17 protein-coding genes are annotated in these 19,300 nt (G+C 45.6%); 7 read left to right on the forward strand and 10 right to left on the reverse strand.

Translation table 11 applies throughout. The annotated features are described in order from the left end of the window. Positions 1-3 precede the first annotated feature (3 nt). Both SPK40_RS07210 and SPK40_RS07215 read left to right on the forward strand, forming a co-directional pair. Positions 4-1,212: a hypothetical protein gene (locus SPK40_RS07210; protein WP_330959958.1), complete on the forward strand. Its 1,209-nt coding sequence runs from the start codon at positions 4-6 to the stop codon at positions 1,210-1,212. After that, positions 1,202-2,590, forward strand: a complete 1,389-nt coding sequence (locus SPK40_RS07215; RefSeq protein WP_330959959.1) for a hypothetical protein — start codon at positions 1,202-1,204, stop codon at positions 2,588-2,590. Before SPK40_RS07210 ends, SPK40_RS07215 begins: the two co-directional genes overlap by 11 nt. A gap of 277 nt (positions 2,591-2,867) precedes the next feature. Here SPK40_RS07215 and SPK40_RS07220 read toward each other — a convergent pair whose 3' ends face one another. Next, entirely contained in the window at positions 2,868-4,046 is a 1,179-nt protein-coding gene (locus SPK40_RS07220; protein WP_330959960.1) for a LysM peptidoglycan-binding domain-containing protein, read from the reverse strand. Between the two features lie 364 nt (positions 4,047-4,410). Between SPK40_RS07220 and SPK40_RS07225 the strand changes: the two genes are divergently transcribed. From SPK40_RS07225 to SPK40_RS07235, 3 genes are all read left to right on the forward strand, one after another. After that, positions 4,411-4,998, forward strand: coding sequence for a phospholipid scramblase family protein (locus SPK40_RS07225; protein WP_248142439.1), 588 nt, complete (start codon positions 4,411-4,413; stop codon positions 4,996-4,998). Between the two features lie 151 nt (positions 4,999-5,149). Then, positions 5,150-5,809, forward strand: coding sequence for a glutathione S-transferase family protein (locus tag SPK40_RS07230; protein WP_330959961.1), 660 nt, complete (start codon positions 5,150-5,152; stop codon positions 5,807-5,809). 154 nt (positions 5,810-5,963) lie between these two features. Next, positions 5,964-7,232 carry a DEAD/DEAH box helicase gene (locus tag SPK40_RS07235; RefSeq protein ID WP_330959962.1) on the forward strand — a complete coding sequence of 423 codons (1,269 nt, stop codon included), beginning with the start codon at positions 5,964-5,966 and terminating at the stop codon, positions 7,230-7,232. A 78-nt stretch (positions 7,233-7,310) separates the two neighbouring features. Here the strand turns inward: SPK40_RS07235 and SPK40_RS07240 are convergent, their stop codons facing one another. Then, complete coding sequence (locus SPK40_RS07240; protein WP_330959963.1) at positions 7,311-8,180, reverse strand: lipase secretion chaperone; 870 nt, start codon at positions 8,178-8,180, stop codon at positions 7,311-7,313. A gap of 3 nt (positions 8,181-8,183) precedes the next feature. Next, complete coding sequence (locus SPK40_RS07245) at positions 8,184-9,092, reverse strand: esterase/lipase family protein (protein WP_371929440.1); 909 nt, start codon at positions 9,090-9,092, stop codon at positions 8,184-8,186. Positions 9,093-9,688: 596 nt separating this feature from the next. On the opposite strand from SPK40_RS07245, the gene SPK40_RS07250 reads away from it, so the two are divergent. Both SPK40_RS07250 and SPK40_RS07255 read left to right on the forward strand, forming a co-directional pair. Then, positions 9,689-11,662 (forward strand): starch-binding protein, encoded by a 1,974-nt coding sequence (locus SPK40_RS07250; protein ID WP_330959964.1) that lies wholly within the window; start codon positions 9,689-9,691, stop codon positions 11,660-11,662. A gap of 220 nt (positions 11,663-11,882) precedes the next feature. Next, positions 11,883-13,211 (forward strand): D-serine ammonia-lyase, encoded by a 1,329-nt coding sequence (locus tag SPK40_RS07255; RefSeq protein WP_330959965.1) that lies wholly within the window; start codon positions 11,883-11,885, stop codon positions 13,209-13,211. Positions 13,212-13,245: 34 nt separating this feature from the next. On the opposite strand, the gene SPK40_RS07260 is transcribed toward SPK40_RS07255, so the two are convergent. The 7 genes from SPK40_RS07260 to SPK40_RS07290 form a co-directional block, all read right to left on the reverse strand. Next, positions 13,246-13,821, reverse strand: coding sequence for a hypothetical protein (locus SPK40_RS07260; protein ID WP_330959966.1), 576 nt, complete (start codon positions 13,819-13,821; stop codon positions 13,246-13,248). 22 nt (positions 13,822-13,843) lie between these two features. Continuing rightward, on the reverse strand, positions 13,844-14,401 hold the full coding sequence (locus tag SPK40_RS07265) for a hypothetical protein (RefSeq protein ID WP_330959967.1): 558 nt from the start codon (positions 14,399-14,401) through the stop codon (positions 13,844-13,846). A gap of 77 nt (positions 14,402-14,478) precedes the next feature. Then, positions 14,479-15,105 carry a hypothetical protein gene (locus SPK40_RS07270; RefSeq protein ID WP_248142430.1) on the reverse strand — a complete coding sequence of 209 codons (627 nt, stop codon included), beginning with the start codon at positions 15,103-15,105 and terminating at the stop codon, positions 14,479-14,481. Positions 15,106-15,481: 376 nt separating this feature from the next. After that, complete coding sequence (locus tag SPK40_RS07275) at positions 15,482-16,213, reverse strand: hypothetical protein (RefSeq protein WP_330959968.1); 732 nt, start codon at positions 16,211-16,213, stop codon at positions 15,482-15,484. A 255-nt stretch (positions 16,214-16,468) separates the two neighbouring features. Next, positions 16,469-17,242, reverse strand: a complete 774-nt coding sequence (locus SPK40_RS07280) for a helix-turn-helix domain-containing protein (RefSeq protein ID WP_330959969.1) — start codon at positions 17,240-17,242, stop codon at positions 16,469-16,471. A 524-nt stretch (positions 17,243-17,766) separates the two neighbouring features. Next, on the reverse strand, positions 17,767-18,978 hold the full coding sequence (locus SPK40_RS07285) for a type II toxin-antitoxin system HipA family toxin (RefSeq protein WP_330959970.1): 1,212 nt from the start codon (positions 18,976-18,978) through the stop codon (positions 17,767-17,769). A 2-nt stretch (positions 18,979-18,980) separates the two neighbouring features. Beyond that, positions 18,981-19,235: a helix-turn-helix transcriptional regulator gene (locus SPK40_RS07290; RefSeq protein ID WP_330959971.1), complete on the reverse strand. Its 255-nt coding sequence runs from the start codon at positions 19,233-19,235 to the stop codon at positions 18,981-18,983. Positions 19,236-19,300: the final 65 nt, after the last annotated feature.

Here is a 19,300-nt window from a genome sequence, read left to right on the forward strand (position 1 = left end):
TTGATGACCTACTGTCGCTGTATGTGGGGGCGTTGCGTGCTGGTGTTGCTGCTGGGCGCAACGTTTTTCATGTCTTTCGGTTTGCAAGCATTCGAATTCGATCAACGTTTATATAAAAATGCGATTGAGCAGGAGTGTCACGGTTGCCATTTTGAGAACCGAATGAAACCTGTTGGTACGATGCCGAATGGATCCCGAAAGTGGACCGATCAAAAATGTGTCGCCTGTCATACAGAAGTCGATGAAATTGCTCGTAATTACCGGAATCATATTCATGACCCGAGATATGTCGCACTGCCGGTGAAGGATGAGCGGCTACAGTCTATGGAGAAATATCCTCTTTCTTATCTGAATGCACCGGTTTGGCCAATATTCGAAAAGCAAACCGCAAGGGTAAACAGAAAAACACTCACGAAATTTTTAAATACTCCCCATGGAACCTGCAGTGGGGGGAAGTGTGCTGCACCCAAAATGATGGCTTATACCGGTATTCACGAAAATGACGTGATATCCCTGAGCAAGCACCTGGATGCCATTCCTGCAGAATCAGAGATGGAACGGCAGGGGGCGAAGTCGAAAGGTTTGAAGCTGTTTGAAAATAATTGTGTGATGTGCCACGGCTCAAGCCAGTTGACCGGGTATAACGCAGCTGCGATGAGTTTGTTTTCTGCGGATTGGATTTATCTGTATGCCAATGGGAAATCCGTTGAAGGGAGAACGATGCCGAAACTGTCGGTTTCTCGTCATGACGCATATGATCTCTATGCTTATTTTCAAGACGCTCGGGCCAAAAACGAAAAGGCTCTTGCTGAAGCTATTCAGCAAATAGATCTCAATTTCGATCAATTACCCCAAGGGACGATTCCTCCCAAAGCACTGCATTTTATCTGGAATCGTTTATGGCGTGATGGGGGGTGTGTGCATTGTCATGGTATTGATGGTCGTGCCAAAGATGCTTTCAGCATGGCCAACAGGCGGGATATTGAACGTTGGTTGAGAGAAAAAGATGCAAAGACGTTATATCAGCGCTTGGCAATCCGGGAGAAAGAACAGAAGTTTGGAATGGGAGCGAACCCAGCAGGTATGCCAGCAACTGGCCGTCCGTTACCGAACCAACTGATTAAGTTATTGGGCATCTGGATAAAGTCGGGTTGCCCAAATGAAGAAGATGAAATGATTTGCAAGGATAAATGGATTTCCCATGAGCAATAATATTTTAAAAAACACACTCCATTCTTTGATATTGATATCGGCATCTATCAGTGCCGCGATTGCTGCACCAATTGATCCGTCAATCAGGAATGTTGAAGCAGAATTTACCAATGAGCTGGTGAGTAAGTTTTATCTGTATGGCGACACCGAAGATCCAAACCTGATTTGGTTTGTTCCCAAATTCGGGACGATTGCAAGAGACATCACCGGGTTTAATCAGCCGGAATTTGATATTGGAAGTACGTATAGTGAGCACCCAGACTACTTCCCGGGTGAAGAGCTGGTGTGGTTCAGCGGAGCCTTCGATACCCGGGGGCTTGAAAATGACATGCAGTTGTTGTCACAGTATGCTTCTCAAAAGGGATACCGGATTTACGCAGCTAAGCCCAAAGCGGCAGAAACTTTTTTTGTGATTGATGGTGTTGATGTTCAAAGTTTGGATTTAGACTGCTCAGGGAGCATCAGTACGCCGAACGGAGATTTTCCTGTCTGTTATGTGTTTGATCAGCAGGGAAGAAAACATCCGGCGGAATTTGTCGCTAAATTAGAATCGAAGCTGCCAGAAAATACCATGAGCCACTACGTTGGATTCAGGGGCATAACGGTCCCTTACTGGAAACAAACGTTAAAAGAGTTAATGGGATATAATTTGCCTGTAAATGATCCGACTGTGGGTCAGAACTGGGATGATAAAATTCAGGTCGTGACAGTGTGGGAGCTGGATACACATTACAACCGGCCTCGCGGGCGAATCAATATTAACTGGCCAGATTTAGTTTACCAATTTGTATTATTTCAAAATGCACATCCCGCATTACTGACCGTCAGTGATATTCAGAGAAAAATTCGTGAGTGGGTGAAAACCGCGCTTGTGGCTCAGAATGCACCGTTTTACCTTCACACTTACAGCGCTGATAATGATATCAATTTGATAACGGATGCGATTTATAAAGTATTAAAAGGCAGGCAGTTGTTTGCTCCCCAATGGGTTTTTACTCGCAATCCAATACATACCAATGTTCCGGCTACCGCGAAGCGAAGTGAGCAGCGTATGATTCCTATCGCGAATGGCAGTATTACCTTCTTTGTGCCTGCGACTGTTGTTGCGAAGCCAGAATTGAGATTTGCGATCAATCGTTCAGCAGCCAACCTGCCCAGACAAGATATTGATTTGTACTTCGGTCCAAGCATTCTGACTGTAAACCCGCAAACCAATATGTCCATTGAATGCTTGCACGGAGGCTGGAATTTACCTGTGCGATGGGCTCAAAACCCGGCATGCCTGGATACGTATTCATTGAACATGCAACGACCTCGTATCAGCCGGGAAGCTTTGCAAAAGTTTATGTACCGGAAGCCTGGTGAACTGAGTCATTAATATTGGACGTTATATTTATGTCAGTGGCGTATTTGTCGCTGCGATGAGTCTGTGGCTGAGCATCTTTTGCTGAACGAGTCTTTTGCTGAACGAATCTATGGCAGAATTTGTATCGTGAGCTGAGTGAACCAGCTTTGCTTACAGGGTCAGAGAGCTGAATCTTCACGAGGTTCAGCTCTCTGTTTTGAGGCTCTGCGACCACCGTAAGTTTGCATTCATCATGTGGCTCAACTCAGCGATAAATTTTCTAATACATTACTGTCTGCCTCATCAATATTTATACTTTGCTTAGAAGTCCGGCATTCACTATTGGGGCACGGAGGGGAACTTTGCTGTCAGGCTGAATATGCAGCAGTCCGGGCATGATATAGCGTTGTCTGAACGTTCCCCAGACATTTCCGAAAGGGTAGGCCTTGCCGGTTTCAAACTCAGATAGTGGTGAAGGAATATCTTGCCGTTTGTGGACTGAACTGCTGCGTGGTGCTGAGACGCACAGTGTGTCACCAATCTGAAGCCGGAGTGGGTTGTCATTGTATGCCGGATTCAAATCCAAGAGTTGTTTGGCAGACAGGCCATGTTTTTGGGCAATTTCAGGCCAGCTCTCTCGTTGGCGGCTGTCAGGATCCATTTTAACTTTGTAGTAGGCAGATTTCTGGTCACTGCAGGCATGATGTGTTGTGATGTCGCGTGCCATGAACGCTTGTGTGCGGCTGGCAATGATACTTTTTAAATCAAGCGGCGTTGCATGTTCCTCCAGCCAACTCTGGGAGAGTTTTGAAAATTCATCACGCGATAGTTTTTGTTTTCGATACAGAATGAATTGGCCGGTCATTGTCTTTCCTTCAATTTTGAAGGGCAGTAAGAGACTGGAGGAATGATGTTCTGAGGCCAGTTCATCGGTGAGTGTGTTAGCGTCTGAACCGGTCAGATAGAAACTCCAGCGGTCTTCGCCGGTCAGTTTGAATTCCTGGTAGAGCTTGTGATCAACAAAGTAATAAAAATACCCGGTTGTTGGCCATCCCAGCATATCTTCCTGCTGCACAGCCAGTTTCACAGGCAGAAATACAGCATTGATGTGTCCTCTGCCTTTGGGCTGTGGATGAATATCAAACTCTTTTGCAAAGCCGGCATACTGGAAACGCTCATGGAGCAGTTTTTTTTCTTCTTGTTCCACACAAAGTGCAGTCAGTGTGGTTAACCCATGAGATGTTTGAGCGTGTTGCCAGTTGATGACTGTTTTTTCATTTTGAGTCCTTTTCAGTGACCAGAACCCTGTCTGCAATGAACTGAGTTCATCCGCTGTGCAATAGATCTGAATGTTGCACTCAAACTCAGCGGTTTGCTGCTGAGTTTCACTGAGTGTTTTTACCGGCATCGGAGAACTTCGGGGCACGGGCTCCAGTGGCTGATAACCCGCCGGAACATATTTTGCTGGTCGGTTGTGTATATAGGACATGTAAAATATGCAACAAGGTGAATTTTTTGCTGATTTTACGCCTGTAATCTACTGAATGAAATGCTAATTTATCAGTCAGGCTGTCATTTATAGCTGTTTTTCTCACTATATTTGCAGTGAAATTGATATTCGGGCTTTGAGTTGCATTTTTTTACTGCTTTTCGAATGGAGATCTAACTGAAATTTGTTTCAATGTTTTGCTGTAGATGTCGCCTGAGTAATTCGGGCCAGGCTGTTTTTCATTCCAGAGCAAAGTGTTACCGCTTGGTAGGCTGAGTCTGTATCGATAAACACCGCCATTGATTTTATGGGGGCGGAATTTCGCTTTCTGTGTTTCTTTAAAAACTCTTCCGGATATTAACCAATGAGCGAAGTTATCAATCAAAACCTTTTTTTAGTAAAAGAACATGTCGGCGTGCTGAAAGCAGCCAATAACTACGACATTCATGATCCGTCAACCGGCAATGTGATTATGGAATGCCGTGAACCGAACCTGGGCTTTTTTACCAAACTGTTTCGGTTTACCGATTATAAAATTATGACGCCTTTCGATATTCAAATCGTAACACCGGGTGGTGAGCCGATTGTGCGTGTACAGCGTGGCGTGTCATTGTTTCTGGGAAAAGTGACAGTCCGGGATAAAGACAATCAGGTGATTGGCGGCTTTAAGCCTAAGTTGTTCACGATTGGCGGTAAATTTGATGTGCTGGACAAAGATGACAATGTCATTTGTGAGCTGAAAGGTAAGTGGACCGGCTGGGATTTCAAATTTAACCAGGGCGATAAAGAACTGGCGCATGTCTCGAAAGAATGGGCTGGTCTCGGGAAAGAGCTGTTCACCAGTGCAGACAACTATGTGCTGAAACTATCGGAAGATATTCCGGCTGGCGATAATATGCGGAAGCTGATTCTGGCTGCGGTCATGTGTATCGATATGGTTCTGAAAGAATAAGATTACCGGATTTCCAGCGGATTGGGTCTGTTGACAGATACCTATTCGATTTTCTGATGTGTGTTATCAAAATTATGCGTTAGTCATCATATTGTTGAGTGCGTAGAGTGAAGCGCAGGGACACAACGTGCATTCAAGATGAGGACGACACATGCAATTGATTATCGCCAATAAGAACTACTCCAGCTGGTCACTGCGCGGCTGGCTGATGCTGACTCAGAATGGCATTCAGTTTGAAGAAGAAAAGCTGGTGCTGTTCAAGGACAGTTTTTATCGCATGCTGGAAGTTTATACCCCGGCGGCGAAAGTACCGGTTCTGATTGATGGTGAGGTGACCGTCTGGGACTCGCTGGCGATTTGTGAATATGTAAATGAAGCGCACTGTGATGGACAAGCGTGGCCACAACATACAGTGGCGCGCGCAAAAGCCCGTGCACTCAGTTGTGAAATGCACTCCGGTTTTACAGCATTACGAAATGAAATGCCCATGAACTGTCGGGCGAAACGTCAGATTGAGTTGTCGGAAGCTGCGAAAAAAGATATTGCCCGGATTGATCAAATCTGGCGCGAGCAGATGACGGAGTATGGCGATCAGGGGGGCTGGCTGTTTGGACAATGGAGTATTGCGGACTGCATGTTTGCGCCTGTTGTTTTGCGATTCATCACTTATGGTATTGAGGTTTCAGAACTCAGCCAGCGTTATATGACTCAGGTGCTGCAGTCTCCGGCGATTCGTCTCTGGCTGGAAGACGCATTACAGGAAACGGATATTGTCCCTGAGGATGAAGCCGGTATCGAAATCGAGTCATGACTTCTTGAAAGAATGAAGATTGAAACGCCCCTTCTGAATATTCCGGTGGGGCGTTTTTGTAATATTTCATACCAGCTTCCTGAGTCCGTGATACACTCCCGCGTTCACGTAGAGCCAGCTCTACTTCAAGCGATCAGAACTACAGAGACGATACATGCCATTCTCTAAACTTGGACTCAGCAACGCACTCGTTCAGGCCGTAACTGAGTTAGGTTATACCAAACCGACCACCATTCAGAACAAAGCCATTCCGGTGATTTTGCAGGGGCAGAACCTTATTGCTGCAGCCCAGACCGGTACCGGTAAAACGGCCAGTTTTGTGTTGCCAATTCTGGAAAAACTGAGCAAAGGTCAGACGCAACGGAAAAAACGTGTACGTGCGTTAATTCTGGCACCAACCCGTGAACTGGCAGTGCAGGTGGAAGAGAAGGTCAGAGACTACGGAAAGCATCTGGGGCTGACCTCGCTGGCAATGTACGGCGGCGTGGACGAACAGCAACAGAAAGCGCGTTTGATTGAAGGTGTGGATGTGCTGGTGGCGACCCCGGGCCGGCTGATTGATCTCTATGGCCAGCGCGCTGTGTATTTCGAAGAAATCGAAATTGTGGTGCTGGACGAAGCCGACCGCATGCTCGACATGGGTTTCATTGATGCTATTAACAAGATTTTAGACCGACTGCCTGAACAGGTTCAGTTCTTGCTGTTTTCGGCAACTTTGTCGCATAAAGTCCGTGAACTGGCGAAATCTGCGGTCAGTGATCCGCACGAAATTACGATTGCTGCCAATCAGGCATCTAAATCAAATATTGAACAGTGGCTGATCACCGTCGACAAAGATCAGAAATCGGCACTGCTGAGCCATCTGATTCAAGAAAATCAGTGGGATCAGGCGCTGATCTTTATTGAAACCAAGCACGGTGCTGCCAAGCTGGCATCTCAGCTTGAGAAGCGTGGTATCCAGGCTGAAGCCTTCCACAGTGGCCGCAGTCAGACGATTCGTGCTCAACTGCTGGAAGATTTTAAATCCGGGAAGATTCAGTATCTGATTGCGACTGGCGTGGGTGCCCGAGGCATTGATATTGAAGAGCTGCCGCGCGTGGTGAACTATGATCTGCCTTTCCCGGCGGATGAGTATGTTCACCGGATCGGTCGTACTGGTCGTGCAGATGCATCAGGTGAAGCGATTTCTTTCGTTTCAAAAGACAATTTCAAGAACCTGTGCATGATTGAAAGTCGTCTGGGCCACCTGATTGAACGCCGCGAAGTGGAAGGGTTTACCCCGAAAAAACCGGTGCCGGTTTCAATTCTGAACTATGTCCCAAAGAATAAGGCGACCAAGGTTCAGACGCCCAAGGATAAGGCCGCTGTGAGCAAAGCCTCTCAGAATAGAGCACCCAGGAATAAGCATCCTAAAAAAGACTGATTGAACAATGAGTCATCAGAAACCCCGGTCATCTGACCGGGGTTTTTTATTGGGTGCGATTCAAAATGCCCCTGGTTCTCAATCGATTGATTGTCCACCCTGTGTGTCACGCATGGATTCCAATGCTTTGACCCGACGGCGTTGGCTTGTCGTAAAAGTGTTATTTCTCAGGGTCTCGAGGGCGAATTGCTGTTCCGCTGAAGCCATTCCTGAATCTGCCAGAATCATTTCCCGTTGTTCAAAATATTCATCCAGTTGTGTCTGAAATGTCGCTCGTTTTTGACTGAGCTGTGCCAGGCGATCTGCCGCTTCAGGTCCGACTAATGCCTGCTGGTTCAGGTAGCGCTCCTGCGGATCCATCGACTGGGTGGATTGTAACTGAGCCAGCAGGCTGGCGTTGCGATAGCTTTCCTGCATGACGGGAGGGAGGTTATTCAGTTCTTGTTGCCAGGCGCTGAGATAGGCTTCCTGATCCTGGGTTTGCTGTTTGAGTTCCAGCTTTCGCAGTGCCAGATCCCGCTGGAGATTTTCTTCGGCAAACAGCCGTTGCTGCTCTTCATATGAAAAGAACTGAAGTTGTGCCTGAATCAGCTGATCATTCAGTTGCCTCAGGGCATCAGCATCCAGCTGATTGATATTGCCCGGGTCGAGATCCCGCAATGCGGCTCGGTATTGAATGAATCGTTCGAACAGATCTTCATCGAATTGGTAGGCGGTTGCCTGCTGGGCATTATAGGAGCGGAAGTGTTCTCTGAGTGTATCGACGTCCGCCTCACCGAGACCCGACAGAAAATAGTCGAAGGTATCGCGGGCGGAATCGGTATCAATTTGGGTGTCCTGCTGAGAGGGCACCTGGGTCACAGTCGGTTCGGAGGTCTGTGAGTTGTAGGTATAGACCGCACCCGCAGTCAGAACAACACAGATGAGTGAAAGTACGGTCTTTTTCAAAACTTATAATCCTTGTAATTGCAGGCGGTTTGCGTGCTGGCGATAAAGCGTGGTCGGTGCCGTTTCGAACAGATGAGTAATGCCAAGCAAGCCGTTAATTTCATCCAGGTGATTCATTTTGTAATCATTCCGGATGACTTTACCCAAGTGCGTGCTGCATTGACCGACGAGGCCGTCATTCGGATTGTTGAATCCGAGCCCCAGGATTGTCATTGCGGCATCAATTGGATCCAACGCATTGGTGAAATTGCTGGTCCCGGTCCAGGAGTAGTAATACACACCATTGGCAGCAACATAATCACCCTCGCCACAGTCGGACTCCGGGATCCCTTCCGGGTACTTTTGATTGAATGCCAGCGACCCTTCAGTGGTCAGTGCGGCCAGAGAAGCCAGCGGATCCTGAGGCAGATCACTGCCACCGGATAACAGATTGATCATGCTGACCAGTCCTTCAGCCAGTTTGACTGCGATCCCTTCCGGAATTGAGCCTTCCGGGACGGCACCACGAACAATATCTGCAATCCGTGATCCCTTATTCACGCCACCGATACTGGTGACTGAAGCGACCATCTCCGGTGCTACAGAAGCCACGTAACGTGCAGTTGGTCCGCCATGACTGTGTCCGATCAGGTTAACTTTTTCCGCGCCGGTAATCGCGAGTACATCTTCCACCTGAGCCAGTAACTGCTCGCCACGAAGCTCTGTGCTGTTGGTTGCAGAGATCTGAGCAACGAATACTTTTGCACCATCTTTGTTGAGTGCATGCGGAATCCCGTAGAAATAATCAATTCCGGCAATGGAATCAAAACCAAACAAGCCATGAACCAGCACAATCGGATATTTGGTTGCAGTGTATCCCTTTTGGGATACGCCCGATGTACTGGTACTTGCCTGACTGGTAAAGCTTGCCATGCAGAAAATGAGCAGGGTAATGAATTGTTTCAATGTCTGTCTCCTTGTCAGACCTCCGATGAGTAATAGGTTAATACTAAATTTGATGCATTGGAGAAAATGTTGCCATTTTGTGATCGGTGATCTTATTTGTTCACATATGTGAAACATTTATTTATTTGAATGCTTCGGTAAACGAGTGAGGTCTGATGGCTCTTTTGGACAGCTGCAGTGTCGTCAGACCATCGTGAAAGATCAAAATAGATACGGCATGACATATCTTTATTTTCGAATAAATAAAAAATATCATCAATTTAGAGATTGTATTTATGCGCACTGCTCATTCAGAGACAATATGATTTCAGCTGGATTCGAAATTTTTATCATGAATTGAGTTGAATAATTTAACTGATATATCGCATTCTTAATGCTGTACAAACCGTGATCCGAACACTTGAAAATATTTCTTTTATGACACCGAAGCAGATGCGATTCACATCGTTTTAATCTGGTTAAAGCACTTTTGTGTCCTTTATCTACAGTGTTTGTGGCTTTTTGACAGGAAGCTGTGAAATAAAAAACTGAATGTACCTACAACCAAGAGATAAGGAAAAATAATGAAATTTAAAAAATATTTTCCTGCCGGGCTTCTATTCTGCAGTGGATTGCTGAGTGCCACACCGACGATGGCAGAGGTGGTGCCCAGAACGGCCTTCGTTCATCTGTTTGAGTGGCGTTGGGATGATGTCGCGACTGAATGTGAAACTTTTCTGGGCCCGAAAGGATTTTCGGCCGTGCAGGTGTCGCCACCCCAGAAAAGTGTGGATCATTCAGCCTGGTGGGCCCGGTATCAACCTATCAGTTACTCCTTTGAAGGCAGAAGTGGTACGCGTGCACAGTTTGTCGATATGGTGCAGCGCTGTAAAGCCGCTGGGGTTGATATTTATCTGGATGCGGTGATTAACCACATGGCTGCACAAGACAGATATTTTCCGGAAGTACCTTTTAATGCGAATGATTTCCATACCTGTACCGGTGACATCAACTACAGCGATCGCTGGTCAATTCAAAACTGCGATTTAGTTGGCCTGAATGATTTAAAAACTGAGTCTGACTATGTGCGCCAGAAAATTGCAGATTATATGAACGACGCTATCAGTATGGGCGTGGCGGGTTTCAGGATTGATGCGGCTAAACATATTCCAGCGGCTGATATTGCCGCAATTAAGAATAAACTGAATGGGAATCCATACATATTTCAGGAAGTGATCGGCTCAGCAGGAGAGCCCGTCAAAACCAGTGAATATACGTATATTGGTGACGTGACTGAGTTTAATTTTGCCCGGACGATTGGCCCGAAGTTTAAAAATGGCGGGATTAAAGATCTGAACGGCATCGGTTCATGGAGCGGTTGGCTGCCCAGTGACAGTGCTGTTACCTTTGTGACCAATCATGATGAAGAACGTCATAATCCTGGACAGGTCCTGAGCCATCAAGATTTCGGGAATCTGTATTTTCTCGGAAACGTGTTTACACTGGCCTATCCGTATGGCTACCCGAAAATCATGTCGGGTTACTATTTTAACGATTTTGATGCGGGCCCCCCTTCAACGGGTGTGCATTCAGGTAATGCCTGCGGTTTTGACGGCGGAGACTGGGTGTGTGAACACAAGTGGCGGGGTGTCGCAAATATGGTGGCTTTTCGTAATCATACGGCGGCTGAATTCCGCGTCACGAACTGGTGGGATGACGGGAATAACCAGATTGCCTTTGGCCGCGGTGGACTTGGGTTTGTCGTGATCAACCGGGATGACTCGAAAGGGATCAATCAGACCTTGCTGACCGGGATGCCGGCTGGTGAATATTGCGACATTATTGCGGGTAATTTTGATGAGCAGTCCGGCAGCTGCAGCGGCCCGACGGTGCAGGTTGACAGTCAGGGATATGCACATTTTACCGTCAGCGCTCATGATGCAGCAGCGATTCATGTGGGTGCGAAAGTCGGGCAGGGATGTACCATCGGCTGTGGGGACACAGGTGGCAGTTCAAACACGAAAGTCTGTTTCGACAATCAGCAAAATTTCAGCCAGCCGACTCTGTATTACTGGAATGTTTCTGCTTCGGAACCAGTGGCAAATGCGTCCTGGCCGGGAGTCGCAATGTCCGCTGAAGGTGGTCGTTACTGTCATGATTTTGGTGTGAACCTGGTCAGTCTGAATGTTATTTTCAGCGATCAGGGAAACAATCAGAGCGCAGATCTGAGTCCATCGAATCCGAATCTTTGTTATCAGAGCGGGGTCTGGACGGCACTTACAAATTGTTTGTCTGCCTCCACTGGGGGAGAACAAATCTGGTATTTCCGGGGGACATCAAACGGCTGGGGACTGACACAAATGCAATATGATGCGCAGTCCGGGCTTTATCGTACGACCCAAAGCTTTAATGGTGAAGATTCGCCAGCCCGCTTTAAAATTGATGATGGTAACTGGTCTGAATCTTATCCGTCTGCGGATTATCAGGTGGGAGATCAAGCAACTTATTCGATCACGTTTGACGGGAACACCAAGGCGATTTCGGTATTGCTGCAATAGCTTCTTCGTACAACTTCGTACAACAAATAGTATCTTCATACAAAACGAAATCATCTCTCCCGGCCTAAGCACTGGCCGGGAGAATGTCTGTTAATCTGCGTCATTGCTGAGGTGCTCACAACACCACAGAGTACGGCTTTGTTTTTTTTTGCCTTCCCCTCTAGAATCGCTCAAAGCGCGATTTGTGAATTATTTTATATTGCTAAAGAGGGAACCAGCGATGACAAAGTTTGATATTCCAACCCTGACCACCCAATTTCCTTTAGTCAGTCAATTGGTGGCATTGGAAGAGGTTTGCTGGTTCAACCCCAATACCACCTCTCTGAGTGAAGGTCTGCCTTTTGTCGGGTTGGATGCTGAGGATATTCAGGATGCCAGTGACCGGCTATCTCGTTTCGCTCCATTTTTGATGAAAGCATTTCCGGATACAGCAAAAACACAGGGCATCATTGAATCTGAACTGGCTGAGATTCCGGCCATGAAAGCCAGCTTGGAAGCAACATATGGGATAAAGATTCCGGGGCGTCTGATGCTGAAAAAAGACAGCCATCTTCCGATCTCCGGTTCGATTAAAGCGCGTGGCGGGATCTATGAAGTGCTGACGCATGCGGAGAAACTGGCTGTAAATGCCGGGTTGCTCTCTGAATCAGATGATTACAGCAAGCTTTTGAGTGATGAATTCCGTCAATTCTTCAGCCAATACAGTATTGCAGTCGGCTCAACCGGAAATCTGGGGATGTCGATTGGCATCATCAGTGCAAAACTGGGCTTTTCCGTGACTGTACACATGTCGGCAGATGCCCGGGAATGGAAAAAAGCGAAGTTGCGATCTCATGGCGTGAATGTTGTGGAGTATGAACAGGATTACGGCGTCGCGGTGGAGCAGGGAAGGAAAGCGGCGGAGCAAGATGCCCGGTGTTTTTTTATTGATGATGAAAACTCCCGCACGCTTTTTCTAGGGTACTCAGTTGCGGGCGAGCGCGTCAGAAAACAGTTTGATGAACTGGGGATTGCGGTTGATGCCAATCACCCGTTATTTGTTTATTTGCCGTGTGGCGTTGGCGGCGGACCTGGCGGTGTTGCGTTTGGTCTGAAGATGGCCTTCGGTGATCATGTACATTGTATTTTTGCTGAGCCGACGCACTCTCCTTGTATGTTGCTCGGGGTCCATACGGGATTACATGATGATATTTCTGTTCAGGAATTAGGAATCGATAATATCACCGCTGCAGATGGTCTCGCGGTTGGCAGGGCATCAGGATTTGTTGGCCGGGCGATGGAGCGTCTGATTGATGGTTATTACACACTGTCAGATAAACATATGTATCAGCTGTTGGGACAACTGAATCAAAGTGAAGGGATTCAGCTGGAGCCATCAGCCCTGGCGGGGATGCCCGGGCCGATGCATGTGTCTGAAGCAGAGGAATATCAAGAGAGGCTTCAACTGACACCAGAAAAACTCCGTCATGCCACACACCTGGTTTGGGCTACCGGTGGCGGTATGGTGCCGGCAGAGGAAATGGCCGCCTATCTGGCAAAATCTGCGTAAACATGCTTTACCGGGCAAGTGCATGACTTGCCCGTTATGAAAACTGAAAAGAGAGCGGGGTCGATTCTGTACCGGGCTGACCGCCACACATGACGATATTCAGCTTTTTTTGCCCTGTAACCCTGAATGGTGTCAGACTGGCATTGATATTGTGCGTATGAATGACTGCGCCTTCTCTTACACGTAAATCGGCGCAAAGATAGAAGGTCTCTGAAAGCAGAAATGCCACCGGCGTATTGAATGCCAGCGGCTGTCGAGCAATCATTCTCCCATTTTTAAGCAGAACGACCTCCGTATATTTACTGGCCACTGTTTTCGTGAAAAACACCTGTTCCGTATGACAGCTGATACGCAAACCCTGATTTTCTGTTTCGGGGAGATGACGTGGGGGCAAAGGCATGGCAGCACTATAGTTACCATGAGGATCTGCCAGTTGATAGCTGTATCCCCATTCAATACAAAAAGGATGGTTCCATCGGTACTGGCACTGCTGAATGACGGTCCAGGCAATTAAATTTTCTGAATTTTCAACCTGAGTTTGTTGAAAAATCGTCACACTGGGCCTGTGAATATTCAGCGACAAATTCTTAAAACAGATATCGGTGTGCATGTTTGCCCCTTGAAGCACGTTTTTAGTTGGTGCTTTCCAGTATGCTGTTGAATCCCATGATATAACCCAGCTCTTCTCTTTGGAAACGGTCAAGTCCGTACTTAAAATTCACGCGCAGATGCACATAAGAAAAGTTTGTTTCCAGTGAGATCCAGCCACTTACAGTGAAATCTGAGTTTGGTTCGCTGCGGGCAGAGGTTAAATCATTGTTTGGCGACGTCGGATCTGCAATTGCTGAGGTAGAAACTTGCGTTGTCGTCTCAGTGCTGGTGGCAGCTGTGTCTTTTTGTGACGTTGTCACTGTGTCAGGAGATTCGCTGTTTACTGTACTGGTTGTATTTGATTGAGGGGCGGGGATATCCAGTTTCCCCTGCATAGCTGTCAATGCCGGGATCACACTGCTGATGCCTTTTGGATTTTTGGTGTAGTCGGTAATCGTCACGGTAGCAGAGACAAAAGTACCGTTGTCGTCGTATTGAGGCAGCGCGGAAATTTCGATCCCGTTGTAAGGCGGAGTGCTGCTTGCTTGTGTTCTCCAGTCACCAGAATACCAGGTTTGAGTTGTGGGTGTATTAGCCATGATGTTTTCCTTATGACAAAGTTAATGAGAAAAACAGGTGTTACCCGGATGGGTGAGTAACACCTGTACAGCTGTTGTTATTTGTTGATGTTTTCCAGATGGAATTCAAATGGTGATGCGGTCGGGCCGGAACCACCACCCGTCATCACCAGATCGGCACTTTGAACACCAAACAGGTTAATTTCTGTGTTCACCTGTTGAATAATAGCCGAATTCATCACTTCTCCCTCAACAACTTGAGAAACAACGCCGACAAAGATACTTGGATGAAATTGGAAGACACCTTTTTGACCCGGAGAGACATTGGTTTTTGCAGCCAGCAGTTTACCGTCACGGTAAATATTGGCATTAATGGCACCACTGGTCAGGTTATTCCGAACTTCGACTTCCTGTTGAGAAACGGATGGTGTGGATGCAAGACGAATGACATCACCTGAAGTGTCTTTCACCATTTCATAAGCCTGGCCATCGTAAGCCGTCATTTGCGGCGTGAAGTTGCCATAGGAATCGCTGGCACAGACTTCAAATTTTAATGGGTAGACAAATGGGTGATTGTCATTTCGGCCACAGTTTTGAATTACACGCCATGCAATGGCAATTTCATCAAAACTTTCAGCGACGTTTTTCTGGAAAACAACCACTTCACTGTTATTGACATCGTTAGAACGGTTAATGAAATTCAGTTTGATTGAATCTTGTGACATAGTCTTTATCCTTATTGAAGTTTAACTGACGTTTTGTTGTACATTCAGTGTTTTGTATCACTGCTGAGGTACACACTTAAATTAGACGGTTTTATTGAATAAAACCTTTGTGAGCATATTGAAACGCTTTGATTTTCACACAGATTTTTTCATCTTTATCTTTTCCGGATTGTGGTCAGCCAGAGTGGTATCTCACATGATTTACAGCGATGGCAGGTAACATTATAGAGATACAGAATGAACGTCTGAATGAACGTTTGATTTGATGTGAGGAGATTATCGTGCTAAGAAGAGGAACAAGAAAATCCATCTGAATTACAAATGGATTTATCGTAGAATTAGAATCTTTGAAAGATCAGGTGATTAATTGAATGAGTTATTTCGACAACAATACCCATAACCCCGGCATTGTATAATTAGTGTTATTGAGTTTAATCGATGATTGTTTATTTAACTTATCATTTGCGACATCATATACAGTACCAGAAGCTGGGTCATAAATATTACAAGTGTCTAGTGTCTTGAGGCAGACTGATAACCAGTGCATTCCACCAGGATGCTGAACTAATAGCAGGTGAACATCACTGTTTTCAGGAACAGCATAGTCCGAAGCCTCAGTGACTTTGATGTCATTATTAATGCCATTGATGAGTGATTTCTCTGTATCAAACAGATTGTCTGTGAACCCCTGGTTTGCAGATTGATTGATGCTGCTGAAGGTTTCGCTAGCAGCGCTGGTGTAATAAAAATTTATTTTTTTTCCATTTTGCCCGTTAAATTCATACGCAACCTTACACATTGCTGAGGGTGCATTCTGTTGACTGCTGTTGAAAGTGTAATATGTTGCAGTGTGTTGTTGGAAATCAATTGTTAAATTCCCGGTGACTTTGTATGTGTTCTCAGCCGCTGTTGTTTTATTAGAATCAGCGTTTAGGTCAACTTCTTGTGCGGTACTTGTATAACCATTCGCCAAATTATTTGAATCTAATGATTTGATGCTTTTTTTGCCGGTCAAACCTAATTGACATATACATGCATTCACCGCGAATGCACCACATGAATTGTTGGTTGTTTGTGAAATATTATTGTAATCTGTAAAGTTTGACATGTTTATTCTCCAACTATTGAGTTGTTTGGGTTTTTGATTTGTTTGATTAGTGTTTCTAATCATTTTTCATCATACATGCTCTTTAAATTCATTCCTTGGCATGACTCATTGATGTCTCTGATTGATGCAATGAGATGACAGATCTGTATTTCAGTTTCGTTATAAGCCCTCGAGAGAGGGCTTATGAATGTCATCTTTTATGCTGGATGTTCAATTCAGACTCAGGTGATTCCCGCATTTTATCCTATGTAACCTTTACTCTTGCCGAATTTTGGCAGATACAGATGTCTCAGGAGGAAGATGGTTGTCTGTGGCGCTCCGGTAATTCTGTCTGAATTGAGTCGGGCATGTTTGATAGATACGTTTAAAGGCGGTAGAGAAATTATTTGAGTCCATATAGCCAACTTGCTCAGAAATCTGAACAATATTGAGTGATGAAGTCTCAAGGAGTTCAGCAGCTTTACGCATCCTTTGTTTTCGAAGCCATTCAAAAACAGTCATCCCTAAGTACTCTTTGAAGACTTGATTCAGTTTATTTCTGTTTGTTCCAAGCTTTCTGCACAATGCATCCAGTTTTATCTCTTCTGAAAGTGTTTCATTTAAGTATGAGACACATTTCTCTATTAATAGGAAGCGCTTGTCCGTTTGGTGCATAGGTTCAGTTTTATTTAAAATCGCATTGGGCGGAGTCATGAGCTGTGGACTGGTTTCTTGTTTGAATGCTGAACTCAAAATATGAGTGATTCTGTAGCGGAGCTCTTTGTCGATGAATGGGCAGCTGATGTAATCAGCGATGCCCAAATCAAAGAGTTGTTTTTTATGCGGGTACTTGTTTTCTACGATGGCGATAAATTCAGGTGTTGTATTTTGCTCTTGCTGGCACAGTATTTCTAATGCATGCTTAGTACATTTGATCTGTTCAAACCCTGTATTCACAGTATCAATGATGATCAGTTCAGGTGTGTCATAAAATTGAATGGATGGCACTTCTGAGAAATAGTACTGTTTGAAATGGATGTTTTCTTTCACAAGAAAGTCTTGAAGCTCTCGTGGTGCGTCAGCGTGCTCACTTAAGAACCATGCCGTTGTATAATATTTTTTTTATTGTGTGATGTTTTCATTTTTATATCCCTAGTGTATGTGATTAATTTAATCATCAATACTTCTGACGATGTTTTTTCCTTATTTCTTTTTACATTGTTTACTTTATTTCAAATGAATCGACACCTCCTTTGAAAGCGTCACGAACAGCTTTGAGGTGTGCACTATAATTTATTTATTGACTGAGTTCTTAATTTTGAATTGAGAATGCGATTGGCGTTAATAATTTTGATAACCAACTCTATTTGAATTTAAATTTCAGTGACGAGAGAAAGGTTTTATTCACGAGGATTCGATTGATTCAGTGGAGTACAGCGAGCCAGGCAAAACATCTGCGCCACAAAATGGCTTCAATAATATAGAATCCTGCTGATTCAGTGGAACAGGCTGTTACGCTGCTGATGTTTTCTCAGCTGCGGCCATGGCAGCCCGTAATGGAGGAGGGGAGACCGTTATTCAAATTTACGCTTTTTGTCGTGGCGGTATGATTTCGTGCTGTAACTTGAGGCCATGACCTGTGCGACTGAATTTTCAATGGATGTCTTTAATCCTTTCATCAACAATATTTCTGATGAGCGGTTCAGGTAATCGGTAATACCCTGAGCGAGCCGTTCGATGATTCCTTCCGCATGGCGAATTCGGAAACGGGGAGACTCTGCCAGTTTGAGCAGGTGGTGTTTGTCCGGGAAAACTTTACTATTGGCGAGCTTCAGCGCCATTTTGTTGTCAATCGTGTCATAAATCAGGGTATGGGTGATATCAAAAGGCGGGGAAACAAAGATATGGTCCATCTCCTGCGAGTATTGCAACGCAAAGTTTTTCAGATGCGCGTCTCCATTACCAATCAGACAGTTGAAGACGATGTACTGATACATTTTCTCCACTTCATCCAGGCTGTTGGTGTACAGGTGTGTTGCTTTCAGCAGCGTCTCATAGCTTCCGGTATATTTCGCATCCGGATGATTCGGTTTTTTGAGTAAGGTTGTGAAGTCTTCGTATCCCAGCAATTGACCTTCCGGTTTGTCAAACCGTTCTACGATGAAGGTTTCCAGATTGTCTGATAAATAGGTTTTTGGGGGTTTCAACCCACAATAGCGGGCCGCTTCCATGCAGACGTACTCATTGACAGTCAGTAAGTGAAACTCTTCATCGTAAGATTTAACAATCAGATCTTTCTGCTCTATTGTTCTGTCCGTTTTCGGGATACTGACTTTGGGCTGAACTCCTGCCAGTGCATTGCGCAGATAATACTTTTCCAGCAACTGCGGGAAAAGTGGTGTACTGCCCTGATAAGTCAGAATTTCAGAAAGGGATACAGAATCGGCTTCGGGAAGTTGCAGTGCGCTTTGATAAGCCAGCATGCCGATACTGTGCTTACCCTGTAATGCCAGTAAGTACATATCGTTCACCCTTGCATACCGGGCCAGTTTTTCGGCAATAAAGCGCCGGTTAAAACCTTCCGGCAGATTCTGTGTAAAGATCGGGTGCAGTGCGCCTGAAGAATAACCATCCAGATTGGGCTTGGTCATGGTCAGGGAGACATGGTGTTGTGTTTGTGTCGGCTGATAGTGGTGCACTGAACCATGGGTCAGGATCCCCAGTTCTTTATCATCCAGGCAGACTGTAATTTTTTCGATTTTCGAAGGCAGTTGGTCAAGCGCCATGCTTAATCCTCATCAAACAGGTTTTCGATGTCATCCCAGTCTGGCAGTTGGTGTTGCTTCGGTATCACCTCAAGCTGCAGGTCGACTGCGTCAAGATAACGTTCGAAAATATCCAGTGATCCGGTAAAGCGTCCGTTCTCAATTTCAGACAATGTGGTTTTGTGAATACCGGTCCGTTCTGCCATTTGTTTTTGAGTTGCGCCCAGCGCTTTTCTTGCCTGAGCGACAGCTTTTCCGATCGTGTCTCTGCTCGCCATATCTAAAACCTGTTTGCTATATGGCGAATAGTATAGTCCATTACAATAATGTTATCTATATAGCT

The sequence above is a fragment of the Photobacterium sp. 53610 genome (genome assembly GCF_036409375.1).
Classification (GTDB): domain Bacteria; phylum Pseudomonadota; class Gammaproteobacteria; order Enterobacterales; family Vibrionaceae; genus Photobacterium.